The following is a 14,381-nucleotide window of genomic DNA, read 5'->3' on the forward strand; positions in this document are numbered from 1 at the left end:
TGGGGACCGGGCCTCTCGGCTACTGGCGGGACACCGCTGTCAGGATCGTCGGCGATGCGGTGAAGATGCTGCAACTCCGTTTCGTCCTCGACTGGAACTATGCCACCGGGGAGTATCCCGGTTATGAGAAGGCCTATTTTCCCCCGGCCGGCATGTCCACCGGCACGACGCCAGTCCAGATCGTCTCCTGCGGCCCCGACACCCGGTGGAGCCCGATCAAGGAGGGCTACATCAAGCTGATCTACGCGGCCCGGGAGTCGGTGTACATCCAGAGCCCGTACTTCATCCCGGACGACAGCGTCACCGATGCCCTGCGCCTCGCGGCCCTCTCCGGCGTCGACGTGCGGGTCATGATCCCCTGCAAGCCCGACCATCCCTTCGTCTACTGGGCAAGCCTCTCCTTTGTCGCCGACCTCCTCGATGCAGGAGTGCGGGCGTACACCTATGACAATGGTTTCATCCACGCAAAGACCATCGTCGTCGACGGGGCGGCGGGGTCGGTCGGCAGCGCCAACTGGGACGTGCGGAGTTTCCGGCTGAACTTCGAGACGAACGCCTTCTTCTACGACCCCGCTGTCGGGGCCGAACTGAAGAGGCGTTTTGTCGAGGACCTCGCCGTCTGCACGGAGATCACACAGGAGAGGTATGCACAGCGTCCCCTCCTCATCAGGGTCAAGGAGTCTATCTCCCGCCTCTTCTCGCCCCTCGGTTAGGGTCTCTGGCGGGAGCGGACGAGGGTCAGCAGGTGCTCCCCCCGGTCCCTGAGGATCGGCAGAGTGTACGGGAGGTGGTGGGGGAGTACGGCCGCTCCCATCACCGCCTTCCTGAGGACGCTCGTCTCCTGCCCGATCACCGCAGTCTTCCGGCGCACGATAGCGTCCAGGAACTCCTCCACCGTCCAGGCCGTGGCACAGGTGACGACACCACCGATATCCCGGAGGAGGTGGGCGTCTGTCCCGCCGGTCTGCCCGAGGCCATACCGCCGGGCGAGTGCTACGGCTTTCAGGTTGTGCATGCGGGCCATGCCACCCGAGATCACCTCCAGGGCGTCAAGGCGGGAGAAGATCCCGGCACTGCCTCGGCCCCGCCTGATGCCCCTGTTCAGGAGGGCATACCCGCAGGGGTGCGCCTCGACGGCGACGCAGTGATAGCCCTCACGTGCGTCCAGAAGTTCCTCGGTGGCCATCTTGATGGCGATGAAGGGGCCGTCTCTCTTCTTCCTCTCGATATGCCGGGTGTAGAAGTCCCTGAGGTCGGAGGGTGCGGCGAAGTACAGGAGGAGGTGGGGGCCGTCGTCCGCGCTCACCTCGATGCCCGGGACGACCGGGACGGTGGTGCCGGCCCGACACGCCTCCAGGGAACCACTGACCTGATTGTGGTCGGTGATCGCAAGCCCGATGCCCTGCCGTGCGGCGAATTTCAGGGCGTCCCTCACCCGCGTCGGGGCGTCCGAGTGGTTGGTGTGGACATGCAGGTCGGCCGCAAGGAGGCCGGGGCCTGTGACCTCCTCTCTCGTCGGCCTCCTGAAGATGACCTCGCCGGCACCAGGCCTGAGGGGGGTATATCTGGATCGCATGGGTTGATCTCTGTCTCCGTGCGGGAGGAGAAAAAAGGTCGGGTCGCGGCGGCCCGGCCGGTATGAAAAACCGGCAATATTATTCCCAGTTTTACGCATGATGTGAAGTTAAAAGCCTCTTTCTCATCATATGTGCCCGTACATCCCTGTCCTCTCTGCCAGGTGCCTCTCCACTTTCAGGGTCGACATGACTATCACACGCACGGGCACTGCGGCCGCAAGGGCGGTACCGAGTCCCGTCTCCTCGCCGTCAGGTGGCCGGGGCAAACATCGGCGTAAGTGTTGGCAGATTGAAGTAGTCCCGCCAGAGCGTGATGCGACCGTTGTGCACCTCCCACACTCCTGTGACGGGTAACTCAACCCAACCATGGGGCAGGCGGTGTCAATCGAGTCGCTCCGTGAATACTACAGGGCCTTCGGCCGCTTCGCGTAAAATGACAAACGCATTCTCGATGATCGGTGCAAAGAACGGTTCCAACACGGCACGAATTCCTTTGGATCCGTATACCTTTGCCTCGGGCATGGGCACGTTGCCGTATTCGCAGTCGCTGGACACGTACGAGAGTGCCGTGTCGAAGTCAAGGGTCTTCATTGCAGCGAGAAATGCCCTGACAATACCGAGGGGTGACTGTGGATTCGTGACCGCTGGTGATATGATCAGCCGGTTCGGATGCATGGGATGGCCTGCCTGTGAAATGACGAGAAAAAGCACGGCTCTAAGACAGAATGTTGAAACAAGAGAACAGAATGCTGCTATGGGGATTCGAACCCCAGTCGCAGGAGTGAGAGTCCTGCATGATTGGCCGGCTACACTATAGCAGCAATTGTTTGCACCTATGTGCTCTACAATGTTAGATATAGCGGTATTTAACCATTCCTGTCTGCGCCTCTCGTTCCGGCCGAGTTTATATCTCTGCGATTGGGGCCGCGCGAAGGAGCGCCGGCGTTCCCTATCCATGATCCTTATGTAGTCATCTAACAGATCTATGAGGAATGAGTGGTCTTGAAGATGAGATCAAGGAGATCGAGGACGAGCTCCAGCGCACGGTATACAACAAGGCCACATCCAAACACATCGGCCGCCTGAAGGCGAAGCTCGCCAAGATCAAGGAAGAGGCCGTCCAGCGGGCGATGAAGTCCGCGGGCTGCGGCGATGGCTATTCTGTCAAGAAGTCCGGGGACGGGACGGTCGTGCTTGTCGGTTTCCCGTCAGTCGGTAAGTCCACCCTCCTGAACCAGCTCACCGGACAGGAGAGCGAGGTCGGGGCCTATGCCTTCACGACCCTCACCGTCGTGCCCGGCATCCTGGAGCACCGGGGCGCGAAGATCCAGGTCCTCGATATCCCCGGTCTCATTGCAGGTGCGGCGATGGGCAAGGGGCGCGGCAAGGAGGTCATCGCGGTCGTGCGGAGCGCCGACCTGATCCTCATCCTCGGCGACGTCTACAACGGCCAGCATATCGACGTCCTGATGCGGGAACTGTACGACGCCGGTATCAGGATCAACAAACCGAAGCCCGACATCACGATCAAGAAGAGCGGGAACGGCGGTATCAGGCTCAACTATGTCGGCGACGAGGCCCTCGACATTGAGGAAGTGCGGTCCATACTCGCCGAGAACAAGATCATGAATGCCGACGTCCTCATCCGCGGCGATGTCACCCAGGACGACTTCATCGACGCCATGATCGGCAACCGTGTCTATGTCCCGGCCTTCATCGCGATCAACAAGGTCGACCTGGTCGACGAGAAGACGAGAAACAAGATCGAGACCAAACTTACGGAGCGCTTCGGCGAGGAACCCTACATGGTCTCAGCCCACTCAGGCTACAATATCGATGGACTGAAAGACGCGATCTACGAGCATTTTGGATTCATGCGCCTCTTCATGAAACCCCTCGGCGGCCCGGCAGACATGGACGAACCGATGATCGTCAGGACGGGTTCGACGGTCGAGGACGTCTGCCGCCGCCTCCACCGCGAGTTCGTGGACAAGTTCAGGTACGCGAAAGTGTGGGGCAATTCGGTGAAGCACGACGCCCAGCGTGTTGGCCTCCAGCACACTCTCGCCGACGGCGACATCATCACGATCGTCACCAGGTTCTGAGGACTGGTCTGCCCCTCGGCTCGACCGGCATACACTTTTTTTGCGTTCTGTGAAGTCGGCCCTGTAGAATTCCTCCTACATCGGTTGATAGTGCGTCCTGATCCTTTCCTTCCCGTTCGCCGGGGGACTGACGCCCCCGGAACTCGAAACCTTCGGTTTTCGAGTGACGAACAGAGGGAGTCGGGAAGACGGAGTCTTCAAGGCAGTCCCCCGGACAAGACACTCCAGAATAGGATTTTCAGAATCGAACGCGAGTCATTTCATCAGCGTGAATGAGGGTTCGGATCAGTTCTGGGATAACCTCCATGAAAATGATCCGGGAGAACGACTCTCCAGGTTTGCACGAGGCTCTGCCTCTCCTCAAGCATCCCCTTTCAGGGATGGAATCTCCGCCTTCTGCCTTTCCGGCCCTATCACAATCCCGGGAGACGACCGGAGGGAGTCGAGAAGATGGAAAATCGAAGATTTTCCTGTGCGTGCACATCTTCGATGTGCAGCGGGTCGAAGACCTTCGCTGGAGTCCCTTCCCCGAATCTTAGTCCCGCCTGAGGATCGCCTCTTCAAGCACGGCGAGGGGTGCGTCCGTCCTGATCCCCGTGCCTTCGTAGTGGGTCCGCGTCGCCTGGTAGCCGGCGTCCCGCAGACGGTTGAGCACCACGTCGATGCCCGGCGGCGAGGCCCGCAGCCTCTGGGCGACCCTGTGGTAGTCGTAGAAGGTTGCGGTTGGGAGTTCCTCCGCGAGGAGGGGGAGGAGGCGGGAGAGGTAGGTCTCCGTGCCAAGGTCCATCGCAGGGAGGCGCTCGACCATCGCCCTGATGGTCTCCGGGTCGTTCACCGCGCCGAGCCAGAGGGGACCGACAGGCCGCAGGGCGGCGCCGCAGGCCGGGCAGGTCGCCGCCTCGGGGAGCATGCCCGCCTGCTCCTCGCGGTAGAAGCAGTGCGGGCACTGCATCACGTAGCCGATCCGCGCCATCGTCTGCTCGGCGTTCTTGACCCGCCCCCAGACCCGCAGGTTGAGGCGGACAAAGTGCTCGTGGGAGAAGCAGAAGACAGGGGTGATGCCCCTGTCGTATTTCACCATCTCCCGCGCCACAAAGCCGAGGAGGATGCGCAACCCCACCTCGCGGTGGTACTCGGTGTTCATGGGCCGTGCGAAGTACCGGCGCATGCCCGCCTTCAGATGCGCCCCGCAGAGGGGGGCGGTGTCGGTCGCGGTCACGCAGAGGAAACGTTTTGCACTCCGGCAGGCAGCGTCGGTGAAGGGGGCAGGTGTCCCGAAGGGGTCGAGGTCCACGGCGTCGAACCTCCTCGTGCTCATCAGGGCGTTGGCGTCCATGCAGGTCACCTCGATCTCCCCGCCGACCCGTCCTGCATTCTCCCTGATCTCGGCCGCGGCCGAGGGGCTGATATCATTGATCGTCACGGGAATACCGACTTCATGGGCCACGCGCAGGCCCCGCGCGCCCATCGCACCCATGGCGTCGAGGTAGTCTGAGGGTTGCACCGTCGAGAGATAGAGGACGGTGGCGTCCCTGTTCACCTCCATCCTCCGGTTATAAAAGATCGGGGCCGAACCCGGGGGAAAAGCGGCATTTTCATCCTGAACCGGCGCAAAAAACGTGGTCTTTCCCTCGGTGACCGGAACCTTCTCCATTGCGGGAGAAAGGTGTGCCTTCAAAACCTTAATACCTTCCCGGCACCCATATTACAGAGCACACCGGGGCTTGTGGCCTAGCCAGGACATGGCGTCAGCCTCCTAAGCTGAATGCCGGGGGTTCAAATCCCCCCAAGCCCGTTCCATTTTCGCGCCGTGATTGATGCATACTTTTTTTGGTACCGACGCCCTCTGATCGTCCATGTACCGGACTCCCCTCTTTGCCCTGCTCGTCCTTGCCGCTACACTCCTTGCCGGGTGCGTGACACCACCAGAGGCGCCGCCGCCAGCGCCGAACTTCTCCACGTACCAGACCCCCCAGCCCCTGCCGGTGAACCTCTCCGCACCACAGTACCCCCTCCCCCTTGAGGCGGCGAATGTCACCAACTGGGACAGCGTCGATGCCGCCCTCTCCCTCGGCCCGGAGGCCGAGGCCCTCCTCGCGAGAAACGGTTTCGTCGTCGTCGAAAACCCCCTCGGTCCGGGGGGCACCGACATGGTCAGGCCCTATGCCGCCCTGAAGGAGGGGGGTGTCCCGGTCTTTGTGAGCACCGACTCCCTCCTCCACCTCTATCATATCCAGTTCGACGAGACGATGCGGGTAGTCGAGGAGGGGACATTGTACGACGACCTGTACGCCCTCGACTCCGCACTCCTCAAAATCTCGATGGAGACCTACGGGCGGTCGAGCGGCGAGGCGAAGGAGGCGGCCCGGCGGAACGCCGCATACTTCGGCGTTGCAACCAGTCTCCTCGCCCCTGATGCCCGACAGGTCGGGGCAGGTACAGGCTTTGAACCCGGAGACGTGGAGCGCTACGCCGCCGCCGTCCCCGATGAGGTCAGGTCCGACGTGGAGGCCGAACTCCTCCTGATCCGCGGCCATGCCGGCACCGAAGCCTCGCCTCTCTTCAGGTACAAGGAGGACTACTCGCAGTACCTCCCCCGCGGCCACTACACCCGGTCGGAGAGACTGGAGAACTACTTCCAGGCGATGATGTGGCACGGCCGGATGGCCTTCCTCCTCAACGGCACCCTCGCTACCCCCGAGGACGCCAGAGTTCAGACGATCGGCGCCGCCCAGATCGCCGCCGCCCTTGCCGCCGACCCGGCCCTGATGGAGAGGTGGGACAGGATCTACACGGCCACCTCCTTCTATGCGGGATACTCCGACGACCTCGGCCCCCGCGACTATCTTTCGGCGATGGACACCCTCTTCGGCGGTCCGAAGACCGACTTCTCAGCAGACGAGGTCGCGGCCCTCCAGCGCGAACTCGGCACCTACCGCGCCCCCGCGATCTACGGCGGCACCGCCGACTGCATCGCCTTTACCCCCGAAGAGGCGCGTACCTGTCTCAATGGGACGCAGGGGTTCAGGTTCATGGGCCAGCGCTTCCTCCTGGACTCCTATATCTTTTCAGAACTGGTGTACCCCTACACAGGCGCCTTCACCGGGACGGGCACCCCCTTCACCCTCCACAGCGAGGGGCGCTCCATCCCGACAGCCCTCGACGTGATGGCTCTCCTCGGTTCAGAGAGGGCCGATGCGATCCTGGGCGAGAATGGCGACAGCCGGTACGAGCACTACGACGCCATCGTCACTCGCCTCGCCGGGGAACTCCCGCAGAACGAGAGCGCGTGGAACAGAAACCTTGCCCTGGGCTGGCTCTACACTCTCCAGCCCCTCCTTGCCGACTTCGGGGAGGGCTACCCGACCTTCATGCGGACGACGGCCTGGCAGGAGAAGGAACTCACCACCTCCCTTGCCTCCTGGACTGAACTCCGCCACGACACCATCCTGTACGCCAAGCAGAGTTACACGATGGGCAAGGGGATGGCCTACCGGCCGCCCGAGCAGGAGGTCGCAGGATATGTCGAGCCCGTGCCAGACCTCTACCACCGTCTCCTCGTCCTCACCGCAATGACCCGCGAGGGCCTCGCCGACCTCGGCGCCCTTGACGAGACCGCAGAGTCCCGTCTCCGCTCACTCGAAGACGTCCTCGCACGCCTGGAGGCGATCTCGGTGAAGGAACTTGAAGGCGATGCCCTCACCGCCGATGACGAGGCTTTCATCAGGGGCGTCGCCACCGCCCTCGACCGCCTCGTCGCCGACGTCGACGAGGACGGGATGACGACCGCTATCGTCGCCGACGTGCATACAGACCCATACGACAAACTCGTCCTCGAGGAGGGTGTCGGGTATGTGGACCTCATCGTCGTCACCTGTCCCGACCCCGACGGCCGGCCCTTCCTCGCGGCCGGCCCGGTCTTCTCGTACTACGAGTTCACCGTCCCCCTCTCCGGGAGGCTCACCGACGAGGCCTGGCAGAGGATGCTTGCGACCGACCCGCCTGCACGGCCGGGGTGGACAGCGGGCTATGTCGCCGTGGTGTGAGGATTGAAATACCTCCCCCGCTCACCTCTTTTCCGAATGCACGGTTATCTCTCGATCACCCGCCCGGCCAACTCGGTCGTCGCCGGGCTTGCCGGGGTGCTCGGCTACCTCATCGCCACAGGGACAGTCACGCCTGAATCCGCCGTCCTCATCGGGATCGTCGCCCTGATCACCGCTGCCGGAAATGTCATCAACGACTACTGCGACGCCGAGATCGACGCGATCAACAGGCCAGACAGACCGATCCCCGCAGGTCTTGTCTCGCGCCGGGGCGCCCTCATCTATGCCGCCATCCTCTTTGCGGCCGGGAACCTCTTCACCCTGGCAACAAACTATCTCTGCCTTGCGATCGCCCTCTTCAACTCGGTCCTCCTCGTGCTCTACGCCGCACGCCTGAAAGGCATGCCCTTTATTGGCAACCTTGCGGTCGCCTATCTCTCGGCTTCGATCTTCCTCTTCGGCGGCGCCCTCGCCGGGACAGAAGGCCTTGCAGCGAACCTCCCTGTCGCGGGGGTCACCTTCCTTGCGATGGTGGCCCGTGAGGTGCTCAAGGACGCGGAGGACGTGGAAGGCGACGCCGCCGGCGGGGCGCGAACCCTGCCCATGATCCTCGGCATCCCCAGGACGATCACCCTTGCCTTCGTATTCGCCGGGGCGGCCACCGTCCTCTCCATGCTCCCGGTCTTCCGGTGGTGGGGCCTCCCGTACCTCCTTGCCATCGGCGTCCTGAACCTTGCCGTCCTCATCGGTGCCATGAAGGTGCGGGGGTGCACGACGCCGGTCTGCATCAGGTCGTCACGCGTTACCTCCACCCTGAAGAAGGGGATGTTCCTCTCTCTCGTGATCTTTACCGCCGCTGCCGTCCTCCTCTGAAGGACGCAGCGGGATTACCGAGTTTGATCACGTAATCGGAGAGTTCCTTCCCGGACAATATGTAGTGGGGCTATATATCGATACACGATTTCAGCATCCCTCATATAAACAAACCGAAAACTATTCTTTCCATGCATGGCATGATCGTGTTTAGAGCATGAAGGTCTATCAGCGCGGGAACACCTACATCGCACCGAAGGGATCGTATTTCGACGGTAATGTCCACATCCCTGGAGATTTCATCGTCCCGCCAGAAACCCATTTCTGGGGCCGCCTCGACGTCGACGGTTGCCTCGAACTCGGCCCGTCCTCGACTGTCGGTGGGGATGTCACCTGCCAGTCCGGGGTGATCGGCCGGGGCGTGAAGATCAAGGGGGCCCTCACCGTCGGGGAGGATGTGACCATCTCCGACGATGTCGTCCTCGGGTCGGTCTCTGCCGGGGGCGACATCATCCTACGGCCGGGCGTCAGGGTTGGCGAGGTGAGGAGCGACGCCACGATCTATGTGTACGGGAAGATCACGAGCACCGGCCTCATCGGCAGAAATGTGAAGGTTATCGGGAACCAGGCGCAGTAATCCCGATCGCGGCGATCTCGTGGAGCTCGTCCCAGTTGAGGACTGTCTCCACGCAGCCGTCCTTCAGGGTGACGACGCCCATGCCGATGACTCCTGCCCTGTCGCAGAGTTCGAGCCCTTCTTTTATCTCCATCAGGCACCCAATCCCGATGATCGCCTTTGGCCGGTATTTTTTCATCATCCTCTTGATGAGGGTGGAGCCCGGGGCGATGAAGACCCGGTAGCCCATCGCCTCGTATGCGTCGATCTCCCTGCCGATATCGCATCTGCCGCACCGGCGGCAGACAAGGCCCTCAGGTGTGAGGTGGGCCGGGCACTCTGCCGACCGCAGGCACTGGGGCAGGTAGATCACCCTTTTTTCGACGGGTGTCTCGGCGAACCTCTTCGTATTCATCATATTCTGTAGTTTGATCGAGAACTGGACGAGGTCTGTGTCGTCGAAACCGAAGAACTTGCACATCCCTTTGATCACGCCTTCGAGGAGGACCATCCCGCTCTTCATCAGGCGCGGAAAATAGAACTGCCCATTCTGGATGGAGAGGCCGGCGACGATCATAACCAGGACGGCGCCGATGAGCATCCCGACGATCAGGATGACCGTGACCTCTCCGATGAGCATCATGAGGTCGTTCCAGAGCGAGGCCGTGAAGAACATGATAGGAGAATATGGAGTGATTATTTAAATATTCCCTGCATCTGTCCGTACGGCGGTCTGAGGACGCCTTTTTCTGTCACGATGGCTGAGACGAGGTCGAGGGGCGTGGCATCGAAGGCGAAGTTCGTGCAGGGCACGCCGGAGGGGACAGTCCGCTTCCCGCTGAATGCGCCGATCTCGTCCTCGTCTCTCTCCTCGATCGTGATGTCTGCAGCACGGTGTATGGTGTCGAATGTGGAGAGCGGTGCGGCGACGTAGAAGGGGATACCGTGGTAGCGAGCACAGACGGCGTGCATGTAGGTCCCGATCTTGTTGAAGACGGCGTCCTGTGTGATCCTGTCCGCACCGACGACGACGCAGTCGATCTCTCCTCTCTGCATCAGGAAGGCGGCGGTGGAATCGGTGATCACCCGCGCAGGGATGCCGTCCTCGTGGAGTTCGAAGGCGGTGAGGCGCGCCCCCTGGAGGAGGGGCCGCGTCTCGCAGGCGGTGACGGAGACTTTTTTCCCGCTCTCCACTGCCGACCTGACGACGCCGAGGGCCGTCCCCCAGGTGGAGCAGGCGAGGGCACCGGCATTGCAGTGGGTGAGGACGCGGGCGCCGTCGGGGATGAGGTCGGCGCCGTTCCTCCCGAGGGCCCGGCAGACCTCCTCGTCTTCGCGGGCGATATGGTCTGCCTCCCTGACCGCGGCCTCGACGGCCCCGTCCACCGTCCCGGTGGCCCGCAGGGCGGCCAGCGTGCGGTCGATCCCCCACCCGAGGTTCACCGCCGTCGGTCTGGTGACCCGGAGGTACGCGGCGGCCTTCGCCACATCCTCAACAAAGGGGCCGTAGTCCGTCTCCGTGCTCGTCATCGCCGCGAGAGCGACGCCATACGCCCCGGCGATGCCGAGGGCCGGGGCGCCCCGCACCTCAAGGCGGCGGATCGCCCTGGCAAGGCGATCGACGTCGGTGCAGGCGACGACCTCCAGCCTCTCCGGGAGGAGGGTCTGGTCGATGAAGCGGAGGGTGGCGCCGTCCCGTTCAATGGTCCGCGGGATCATGGGCCGGCCTTCAGGACGTCGGTGTACGCCCGCATCGCGGCCGCACCGCCCATTGCCACGCTGTCGGGGATGTCTTTCGGGGCGGCGGCCGTGCCTGCCACGTAGATGCCCGGCCTGATCGTCGCCACGGCGTTCATCTTCTCGTCCCTCGTGTGGACAAAACCTGTCTCTTCCAGGGTGATGCCGAGGCCCTCTGCAAGTTCCCCCATCCCTTTCGGGGGCTCCATGCCGACGGAGAGGACGACAAGGTCGGTCTTCAGGAGTTCGACCGCACCTGTCTCGGTGTTCTCGACCTGCATCTCAAGGCCACCGTCCGTCTGTGCGATCTCACCCGGAAGGCCGCGGAGGAAGCGGACGCCCATCGCCCCGGCGCGGTTGAAGTACTCCTCGTAGCCCTTGCCATAGGCCCGCACGTCCATGTACAGGATGGTGACCTCGATCTCGGGGTGGTGCTCCCTGATGAGCATGGCGTTCTTCATCGCGGCCATGCAGCAGACGCAGGAGCAGTACGGGCGGTCGACCTGCATGTCGCGGGAGCCGACGCACTGGAGGAAGGCGACACTTCGCGGGACAGCGCCGTCCGAGAGCCTCCGCACCTCGCCGCCCGTCGGGCCGCTTGCGTTGATCATCCTCTCGAACTGGAGACTGGTGACGACGTCGGGGACCTGGAGGTACCTGAGGTTCCTCTTCTTGCCCGGGTCGAAGGTGGCATAGCCTGTGGTGACGACGATGCTCGCCGCAGTGAGGTCGAACTCCTCCTCATGGTCCTGGTCGTCGTGGAGGACGGCATCGCGGCCGCAGGCCTCGTAGCAGAGGCCGCAGTCGATGCAGTGTTCGGCGTCTCTGATCGTGATGTTCGGGACGGCCTGGGGCATCGGGCGGTAGATCGCCTTCCGCACGCCGATCCCGGCGTCGAAACGGTTGTAGACCTCGACAGGGCAGACCGCGGTGCAGTCGCCGCAGCCATTGCACCTCTCTTCGTCGACGTACCTGGGGTGGCGCCTGAGGTGGACGGTGAAGTTGCCGACCTCCCCTTCAATCCCCGTCACCTCGGTGCAGGTGTGGAGGACGATCTCCGGGTGGCGCTCCACCTCGACCATCTTCGGGGAGAGGATGCACATCGAGCAGTCGTTTGTCGGGAAGGTCTTGTCGAGTTGGGCCATGTGGCCGCCGATCGCGGGTTCTCTCTCGACGAGGTGGACGCGGACCCCGTGGTTGGCGAGGTCGAGGGCGGCCTGGATGCCGGCGATCCCGCCGCCGATGACGACGACCTCAGCCACGCCTGTACCTCCCGGCCATCTCGACGTAGACTTTCGCGTTCTCCCTGATGTGCTCGCGCTGGACGTCGTCGACCTGCTTGACGACCTTGCCCGGGACGCCGAGCACGACCGAGCCCGGCGGGATGACCTTTCCCTCGGTGACCACGGCACCTGCGCCGACGATCGAGCCCTCGCCGACGACCGCACCATTCATCACGATCGCACCCATGCCCACGAGCACCTCGTCGGAGATGGTGCAGCCGTGGACGACCGCACCGTGGCCAATGGAGACCCGGTCACCGATGAGGGTCGGGAAACCGGTGCTGCCATGGACGGTGGCGTTGTCCTGGACATTGGAGTCGGCGCCGATGACGATCCGGTCGCGGTCGCCGCGCAGCACGGCGCCGAACCAGACGCCGGAACGGTCGCCGATGGTGACGTTGCCGAGGAGGGTGGCGTTTTCCGCAATGAAGACCTCATCGCCGATGCGCAGAGTGTGGTTCATATTATATTATGGATTCCCCATTACTATCAATGAAGATTATGGTCGGGGGCACCTTCTCCCCCCTGCATGCAGGACACAAGAAACTGATATCGCGCTCTTTTGAACTTGCAGGCCCGGACGGGATCGTGATCATCGGCCTCTCCTCCGACACCTTCGCCGGACGCAAAACGCATCCGGTGATGTCGTACGACGAGAGGAAAGCCGCGCTGGAGAGGTACGTGCGAGGCCTCCCCGCAGGGGTCAGGTGGGAGGTTGAGGAGTTGAACGACCGCTACGGCTCAGCCCTGGACGCCGACTTCGACATCCTTGTCGTCTCCGAGGAGACCCTGCCGGTGGCCCTGGAGATCAACAAACTCCGCCGGGCGAAGGGGAAGAGGATGGTCGAGATCCACCAGATCGCCTGCGTGCTCGCGGAGGACGGCCGCTGGATCTCCTCGACGCGGATCATCAGGGGCGAGATCGACGAGGCCGGGCATTTGATGCGGTGAGGGGCAGTCTCTCTGATCTCCTCTGGTTCGTGGGAGTCAATGCAGAGAGAACCGCTGACTCCCCGATACTGCATGATAGGATGCTCCAACCCTATCTTCATATAACATTGATAAAAAAAGACGTATGTCTAAAAAATTAGACATAACTGAGACCGACCTCATGATACTCGCCCTGTTTTCCCGTGGATACGACCGTGAGTGTTGCATACATCCGGGAGGTCTGTACCTATCTCCCGATCAGTCCCGGGACGGCGCAGACTGTCCTCGTGCGTCTTGAAGATAAAAGCGTGCTTGCATCATCACAACGCGGGAAAATCCGGCTCTTCCGGATAAAATCTGGCGAAATATCTATCCAATATTTTATTCTCGCCGAGATCTACAAGAAGATCCGGTTTATGGAAGAAAACCCCTATATCTCGGGAATACTGGACAGGGTCTCCTCCTGTACGCAAAGGTATCACTCTTCTCTTCGGGAGTTACGCGAAAGGTACGGAGACAGAAACCTCAGACCTCGATATCTTCGTTGCAGGACGATATGATGAGAGGGAAGTCGCAAAAATCGGGGAGATGTACGGTGTCGAGGTCACTATCAAATCGTACCCAGATACCGCGTTCGGCCCGAAATATCTGTCTGAGCCTCTTGTCTTCGAGGTGAGACGGAATCATATCGTGTGGAAAAAACACAGACTCTTTTGTCCGAGAGGTGATGGCATGAAAGACATACTCTCCTGGTGCGCCGGGATAAAAAAACGGCATCATGCCTGTCGAACCAAATGACACCCCCGCAGGTGCATACCTGAAAAAAGCGGAGGATGCCACGGACACCATGCATTCTGTGGCTTCGAATGACTGGAAGATCTCGACCGGCTATTATTCTCTCTATTTCTCTCTGTACGCCGTGCTCATGAAGATCGGGATCAAGTCCGAGAACCATACCTGCACGATTGCACTTCTACAACACTTCCCAGGGAATTTCTTCACGCCCGACGAATGCGAGATGCTGGAGAAGGCGCGACAGGCACGCACAGAAACGCAGTATTATGTGGCGACGCTTCAGATGCCTATGCTGGGCACGCTTGCACGACAGGTCCCCCATTTTCTCGTGAAGTACAGGGAGATCGTTGAGAAAAGATGATCAGGCATTGCGGCACTCGTTCGCAGGACTGATCGAGGAGAGTAGGTGCCAGCGATGATGCACCCCTGTTTGAATTCGGCCTCGATGGAGAGGAGAGCCGCAGATTCGATCTGCCGTC

The 14,381-nt window shown here is 61.9% G+C and carries 14 protein-coding genes, 2 tRNA genes and 1 pseudogene; 9 read left to right on the forward strand and 8 right to left on the reverse strand.

The genetic code is table 11. The features are described from left to right. The coding region (gene cls, locus Q0520_RS06640) for a cardiolipin synthase (protein ID WP_298667882.1) at positions 1 to 713 on the forward strand (713 nt) is incomplete at its 5' end. Here the strand turns inward: cls and Q0520_RS06645 are convergent. The 3 genes and pseudogenes from Q0520_RS06645 to Q0520_RS06655 all read right to left on the reverse strand — a co-directional run bounded on the left by Q0520_RS06645 (position 710) and on the right by Q0520_RS06655 (position 2,398). Next, the gene (locus Q0520_RS06645; protein ID WP_298667885.1) at positions 710 to 1,576 is read right to left on the reverse strand and encodes a PHP domain-containing protein; all 867 of its coding nucleotides are present in this window, start codon (positions 1,574 to 1,576) and stop codon (positions 710 to 712) included. The genes cls and Q0520_RS06645 overlap by 4 nt on opposite strands. A 250-nt stretch (positions 1,577 to 1,826) precedes the next feature. After that, positions 1,827 to 2,252 (reverse strand): annotated as a pseudogene (locus Q0520_RS06650) (limonene-1,2-epoxide hydrolase family protein). Positions 2,253 to 2,324: 72 nt separating this feature from the next. Next, a tRNA-Glu gene (locus tag Q0520_RS06655) sits at positions 2,325 to 2,398 on the reverse strand. 171 nt (positions 2,399 to 2,569) lie between these two features. Between Q0520_RS06655 and Q0520_RS06660 the strand changes: the two genes are divergently transcribed. Further along, entirely contained in the window at positions 2,570 to 3,682 is a 1,113-nt protein-coding gene (locus tag Q0520_RS06660; protein WP_298667888.1) for a GTP-binding protein, read from the forward strand. 535 nt (positions 3,683 to 4,217) lie between these two features. On the opposite strand, the gene Q0520_RS06665 is transcribed toward Q0520_RS06660, so the two are convergent. Further along, positions 4,218 to 5,336, reverse strand: a complete 1,119-nt coding sequence (locus tag Q0520_RS06665; RefSeq protein ID WP_298667891.1) for a tRNA (guanine(10)-N(2))-dimethyltransferase — start codon at positions 5,334 to 5,336, stop codon at positions 4,218 to 4,220. A 66-nt stretch (positions 5,337 to 5,402) separates the two neighbouring features. Between Q0520_RS06665 and Q0520_RS06670 the strand changes: the two genes are divergently transcribed. From Q0520_RS06670 to Q0520_RS06685, 4 genes are all read left to right on the forward strand, one after another. Further along, positions 5,403 to 5,477: transfer RNA gene (locus Q0520_RS06670), tRNA-Arg, on the forward strand. Positions 5,478 to 5,538: 61 nt separating this feature from the next. After that, on the forward strand, positions 5,539 to 7,728 hold the full coding sequence (locus Q0520_RS06675; protein WP_298667894.1) for a DUF3160 domain-containing protein: 2,190 nt from the start codon (positions 5,539 to 5,541) through the stop codon (positions 7,726 to 7,728). A gap of 36 nt (positions 7,729 to 7,764) precedes the next feature. Next, positions 7,765 to 8,601, forward strand: coding sequence for a geranylgeranylglycerol-phosphate geranylgeranyltransferase (locus Q0520_RS06680; protein ID WP_298667897.1), 837 nt, complete (start codon positions 7,765 to 7,767; stop codon positions 8,599 to 8,601). A 157-nt stretch (positions 8,602 to 8,758) separates the two neighbouring features. Continuing rightward, on the forward strand, positions 8,759 to 9,178 hold the full coding sequence (locus Q0520_RS06685) for a polymer-forming cytoskeletal protein (RefSeq protein WP_298667900.1): 420 nt from the start codon (positions 8,759 to 8,761) through the stop codon (positions 9,176 to 9,178). On the opposite strand, the gene Q0520_RS06690 is transcribed toward Q0520_RS06685, so the two are convergent. The 4 genes from Q0520_RS06690 to Q0520_RS06705 are packed head-to-tail and all read right to left on the reverse strand — an operon-like array spanning position 9,156 to position 12,640. Further along, positions 9,156 to 9,833, reverse strand: a complete 678-nt coding sequence (locus Q0520_RS06690) for a DUF116 domain-containing protein (protein ID WP_298667902.1) — start codon at positions 9,831 to 9,833, stop codon at positions 9,156 to 9,158. The two genes, Q0520_RS06685 and Q0520_RS06690, sit on opposite strands and share 23 nt — an antisense overlap. 20 nt (positions 9,834 to 9,853) lie before the next feature. Next, entirely contained in the window at positions 9,854 to 10,876 is a 1,023-nt protein-coding gene (gene mtnA / locus Q0520_RS06695) for an S-methyl-5-thioribose-1-phosphate isomerase (protein WP_298667905.1), read from the reverse strand. Further along, a complete protein-coding gene (locus Q0520_RS06700; protein ID WP_298667908.1) occupies positions 10,873 to 12,156 on the reverse strand; it encodes a CoB--CoM heterodisulfide reductase iron-sulfur subunit A family protein in 1,284 nt (427 codons plus the stop codon). Before Q0520_RS06700 ends, mtnA begins: the two co-directional genes overlap by 4 nt. Beyond that, positions 12,149 to 12,640 (reverse strand): gamma carbonic anhydrase family protein, encoded by a 492-nt coding sequence (locus Q0520_RS06705; protein WP_298667911.1) that lies wholly within the window; start codon positions 12,638 to 12,640, stop codon positions 12,149 to 12,151. Before Q0520_RS06705 ends, Q0520_RS06700 begins: the two co-directional genes overlap by 8 nt. Positions 12,641 to 12,669: 29 nt before the next feature. On the opposite strand from Q0520_RS06705, the gene Q0520_RS06710 reads away from it, so the two are divergent. From Q0520_RS06710 to Q0520_RS06720, 3 genes are all read left to right on the forward strand, one after another. Next, complete coding sequence (locus Q0520_RS06710; RefSeq protein ID WP_298667914.1) at positions 12,670 to 13,128, forward strand: phosphopantetheine adenylyltransferase; 459 nt, start codon at positions 12,670 to 12,672, stop codon at positions 13,126 to 13,128. Between the two features lie 194 nt (positions 13,129 to 13,322). Continuing rightward, positions 13,323 to 13,667 (forward strand): hypothetical protein, encoded by a 345-nt coding sequence (locus tag Q0520_RS06715; RefSeq protein ID WP_298667917.1) that lies wholly within the window; start codon positions 13,323 to 13,325, stop codon positions 13,665 to 13,667. Positions 13,668 to 13,885: 218 nt separating this feature from the next. After that, the gene (locus Q0520_RS06720) at positions 13,886 to 14,263 is read left to right on the forward strand and encodes a hypothetical protein (RefSeq protein WP_298667920.1); all 378 of its coding nucleotides are present in this window, start codon (positions 13,886 to 13,888) and stop codon (positions 14,261 to 14,263) included. Positions 14,264 to 14,381 lie beyond the last annotated feature (118 nt).

Source organism: uncultured Methanofollis sp. (genome assembly GCF_937919355.1).
Classification (GTDB): Archaea; Halobacteriota; Methanomicrobia; order Methanomicrobiales; family Methanofollaceae; genus Methanofollis.

Excerpts from the sequence above, each read along its gene's own strand:
- Q0520_RS06705 (WP_298667911.1), bottom strand. The coding sequence starts at position 12,640 with ATGAACCACACTCTGCGCATCGGCGATGAGGTCTTCATTGCGGAAAAC.
- Q0520_RS06690 (WP_298667902.1), bottom strand. The coding sequence starts at position 9,833 with ATGTTCTTCACGGCCTCGCTCTGGAACGACCTCATGATGCTCATCGGA.
- mtnA (WP_298667905.1), bottom strand. The coding sequence starts at position 10,876 with ATGATCCCGCGGACCATTGAACGGGACGGCGCCACCCTCCGCTTCATC.
- Q0520_RS06720 (WP_298667920.1), top strand. The coding sequence starts at position 13,886 with ATGCCTGTCGAACCAAATGACACCCCCGCAGGTGCATACCTGAAAAAA.
- Q0520_RS06665 (WP_298667891.1), bottom strand. The coding sequence starts at position 5,336 with ATGGAGAAGGTTCCGGTCACCGAGGGAAAGACCACGTTTTTTGCGCCG.
- Q0520_RS06675 (WP_298667894.1), top strand. The coding sequence starts at position 5,539 with ATGTACCGGACTCCCCTCTTTGCCCTGCTCGTCCTTGCCGCTACACTC.
- Q0520_RS06710 (WP_298667914.1), top strand. The coding sequence starts at position 12,670 with ATGAAGATTATGGTCGGGGGCACCTTCTCCCCCCTGCATGCAGGACAC.
- Q0520_RS06685 (WP_298667900.1), top strand. The coding sequence starts at position 8,759 with ATGAAGGTCTATCAGCGCGGGAACACCTACATCGCACCGAAGGGATCG.
- Q0520_RS06645 (WP_298667885.1), bottom strand. The coding sequence starts at position 1,576 with ATGCGATCCAGATATACCCCCCTCAGGCCTGGTGCCGGCGAGGTCATC.
- Q0520_RS06680 (WP_298667897.1), top strand. The coding sequence starts at position 7,765 with ATGCACGGTTATCTCTCGATCACCCGCCCGGCCAACTCGGTCGTCGCC.
- Q0520_RS06660 (WP_298667888.1), top strand. The coding sequence starts at position 2,570 with ATGAGTGGTCTTGAAGATGAGATCAAGGAGATCGAGGACGAGCTCCAG.